3 protein-coding genes are annotated in these 3458 nt (G+C 72.1%); 1 reads left to right on the forward strand and 2 read right to left on the reverse strand.

The features are described from left to right. Window positions 1-3 precede the first annotated feature (3 nt). Window positions 4-1518 carry an MFS transporter gene (locus ACIQOV_RS33290; protein ID WP_401054477.1) on the reverse strand — a complete coding sequence of 505 codons (1515 nt, stop codon included), beginning with the start codon at window positions 1516-1518 and terminating at the stop codon, window positions 4-6. A gap of 339 nt (window positions 1519-1857) precedes the next feature. Here ACIQOV_RS33290 and ACIQOV_RS33295 point away from each other — a divergent pair, with 339 nt between their 5' ends. Further along, complete coding sequence (locus ACIQOV_RS33295) at window positions 1858-2622, forward strand: TetR/AcrR family transcriptional regulator (protein ID WP_401054479.1); 765 nt, start codon at window positions 1858-1860, stop codon at window positions 2620-2622. A gap of 58 nt (window positions 2623-2680) precedes the next feature. On the opposite strand, the gene ACIQOV_RS33300 is transcribed toward ACIQOV_RS33295, so the two are convergent. Beyond that, window positions 2681-3458, reverse strand: a 778-nt coding sequence (locus tag ACIQOV_RS33300) for an isocitrate lyase/phosphoenolpyruvate mutase family protein (RefSeq protein WP_401054481.1), incomplete at its 5' end; no start/stop codon positions are given.

The following is a 3458-nucleotide window of genomic DNA, read 5'->3' on the forward strand; positions in this document are numbered from 1 at the left end:
GGGTCAGCCGACCCGCTCGGCCGTGGGCTCCGTCGGGACCCCGGCCGTCCCGTCGGCGGTCTTCCGGCCGTCGCGCATCAGCACCAGGGTGAGCGCCGCGGCCGCGACGACCGCGATGCCGCCCACCGTGAAGGTGGTGGAGGTGGCGGTGTTGAACGCCTCCCGGGCGGCCGCGACCAGTCCGCCGTCCCCGGTGGAGCCGCCCAGCGCGAGCGCGCCGGTGATGTCGTGGCGGGCGGCGGCGGGGGCCGCGTCGGGCATCGCACCGGTGTAGGTGCTGGAGAGCACGGTGCCGAGGATGGCCACGCCGAGCGCCGCGCCGGACTGCTGGATGGTGTCGTTGAGCGCGGAGCCGACGCCGGCGTGTTCGCTCGGGATGGCGCCCATGAGCGCGTTGGCGGCGGCCGGCATGCCGAGGCCGGAGCCGACGCCGAGCACCAGCATGGCGAGGGCGACCTTGGTGAAGCCGTCGCCGACCGTGAGGGTGGCCAGCAGCCCGAAGCCGCCCGCGATGATCAGCATGCCGATCGAGGTGAGCACCCGCGCCGGGACCTTCTTGCCGAGCACCGCGCCGAGCGCGTTGAACACCAGCGAGGCGATGGCCAGCGGGATGAAGGCGAGGCCGGTGTCGGTGGGCGAGAACTCCAGCACGAACTGGAGGTACTGGGTGAGGACCAGCATCAGCCCGCCGGTGGCGAAGGTCAGCAGGACGAGCGAGAAGCTGGCGCCGGTGAAGACCCGGTTGCGGAACAGGTTGAGCGGGACCATCGGCGAGTCGGTGCGGACCTGCCGGACGGCGAAGCCGGTCAGCGAGGCCACCGCGAGCAGGAGCGCGCCGAGGGTGCTCGCGCTGGTGAAGCCGTCCCGGGGCAGCACGATGATCGACCAGACCAGCGCCGTCATGCCGACCATCGACAGCACCATGCCCGGCAGGTCGGGTCGGCGCCACGGTCCCTTGGACTCCGGCATCAGCAGCACCGCGGCGATGATGGCGACCGCCGCGATCGGCACGTTGAGCAGGAAGACCGCGCCCCACCAGAAGTGCGCGATCAGCGCGCCGCCCAGCACCGGACCGCCGACCAGGCCGATCATGGCCACGGCGGTCCAGGCGGCGATCGCCTTCGGGCGCTCCTCGTCGTCGAAGACGGTGATCAGGATGGAGAGCGTGCTCGGCATGACCAGTGCGCCGCCGACGCCCATCAGGACGCGCCCGGCGATCAGTTCACCGGAGCTGCCGGCGTAGGCCGCGACCAGTGAGGCCGCGCCGAACAACGCGAGTCCGACGATCATCACCTTCCGCCGTCCGAAGCGGTCGGAGAGGCTGCCCGAGGTGAGCAGCAGGCCGGCGAAGACCAGGATGTACGAGTCGATGATCCACTGGATGTCCTGCGCCCCGGCCTTGAGGTCCTCCGCGATCGGCGGGATGGAGACCGTGAGCACCATGTTGTCGATCACCAGCACCAGGCTGCTGAGACAGAGCACGACCAGAATGAGCCAGCGCTGCGGATGACGTTGCACGGCGTTTTCCCCCTTTGAACTTCTCGCGTCGAACCCGGGTTTGAACTTCTCGCTGCGAACCCGGGCTTCGGGCTTCGGGCTTTGGAATGAGCGCGCGAGCCGTGGCCGTGGCCGGCCGGAGCCGCGCGGAAGTCGTCGCGGGCACACCGCCCTCCGTCCCCAGGGGTACGGTGTGCGCCGCTCCGAACACTGTACGGACACCGCACACTGTTCGCAATGCCGTACATCGTTCGACCTCCGCACACCGTTCGTGGCGCCGTACACTGTTCGCAGCAACCTATGGCAAGCTGCGCCGCACCGGACCGGGTCCGGCGATCGACGACTGGCGAGGAGGGCCCGATGGCGGCCAAATCAGAGGACGGCACGACCCCGGGCATCCCCCTGCCGTGGAACCGCCCCCAGCGACGGCGGGAGCAGCCCTCCCTCAGCCGCGAGCAGATCGTCGCCGAGGCCTTCGCGCTGCTGGATTCCGACGGCATCGATGCGCTGAGCATGCGCAAGCTCGCCGCCCGGCTGAACGCCGGCGCGACCTCGCTCTACACCCACGTCGCCAACAAGGAGGAACTGCTCGCCCTGGTCGTCGACCAGGTCTTCGGCACCCTCCCGCAGCCGGAGGCCGAGGGCTCCGAGGACCCGAAGGTCTGGCGCACGAAGGTCATGGAGACCGCCGAGAGCATGCGCGCGACCATCATTCGCTACCCGTGGATGGTCTCGGTGATCGGCGACGTCGGGATGATCTACCTCGGCCCCAACTGGATGCGGCTCTCCGAGGCCCTGCTGACCGTCCTGGAAACGGCCGGCTTCGAGATCGGCGAGGCGAACGACGCGATGAGCGCCGTGATGGGCTACACCATCGGAACCGCCTGCGTGGAGGCCGCCTGGGTGAGCTCGCTGGCCCGCAGCGGCCACGACGAGCAGGAGTGGATGAACCGGCTCCTGCCCGCCGTCACCGAGGCCACCAAGGAGTTCCCGCGGCTGCACCGGCTGTACACCACCGAGGTTCCGGACGAGATCGCGGCGGGCCGGGACAGCAGCTTCGCCCGGGGCGTCAACGTCATCCTGGACGGGATCGAGGCGGCCTGGACCACCCGCCAGCAGGGCTGAGGGCGCCGGTCCCTGGGGCGCCGGTCCAGGGCCGCCCGTGACCGCTCCCCGGAGACGCTCAACTCCCGCTGAGGGCCTGCACCTCCGCGTACCCCGGCACCGGACCGACCGGCTCGCCCGCCGCGACGGCCGCCGCCGTGGCCACCGCCGCCGCCAGTGCCGCGCGGTACAGCAGCGAGCCCAGGCTGACCCGGGCCACCCCGAGCGCGGCCAGCTCGGCGAGGCCCGGGCCGGCCGGCGTCCAGAGGATGTTCAGCGGGACGGAGAGCGCGCCGACCAGCCGGCCGATGGCCGCCGGATCGGCCGGCCCGGGGACGAACACGCCGTCCGCGCCCGCCTGCTGGTAGGCGTCCAGGCGCCGGAGTGCCCCCGCCTCGGGGGCGTCCTGCCCGCACCAGTAGGTGTCGGTGCGGGCGTTGACGAACAGCTCCGGCACGGCTGCCTTCACCGCCGCGATCTTGGCGGCATGGCGGTCGACGGGGGTCAGCGAACCGTCCGCCCGACCGTCCTCCAGGTTGATGCCGACCGCTCCGGCCTTCGCCAACTCCACGGCCAGTTCGGCGACTTCGTCCGGATCGTCGCTGAACCCGGACTCCGCGTCGACGCTGAGCAGGAAGCCGACCCGCCCGAGCCGGCGCGCCAGCCGTACGGTCTCCGCGCGGGTGGCGGCGGCACCGTCGGGCAGGCCGGCGACGGCCGCCACGCCCAGGCTGGTGGTGCCGATCGCGGGGTGTCCCTGGGCGGCGAGGGCGACGGCCGAGGCGTGGTCCCAGGCGTTGGGGAGCAGCAGCGGACGGCCGGGGAGGTGATGCAGGGCGGCGAAGGGGGTCATCGGG

The organism is Kitasatospora sp. NPDC091257 (assembly GCF_044757675.1).
Classification (GTDB): Bacteria; Actinomycetota; Actinomycetes; order Streptomycetales; family Streptomycetaceae; genus Kitasatospora; species Kitasatospora lactacystinica.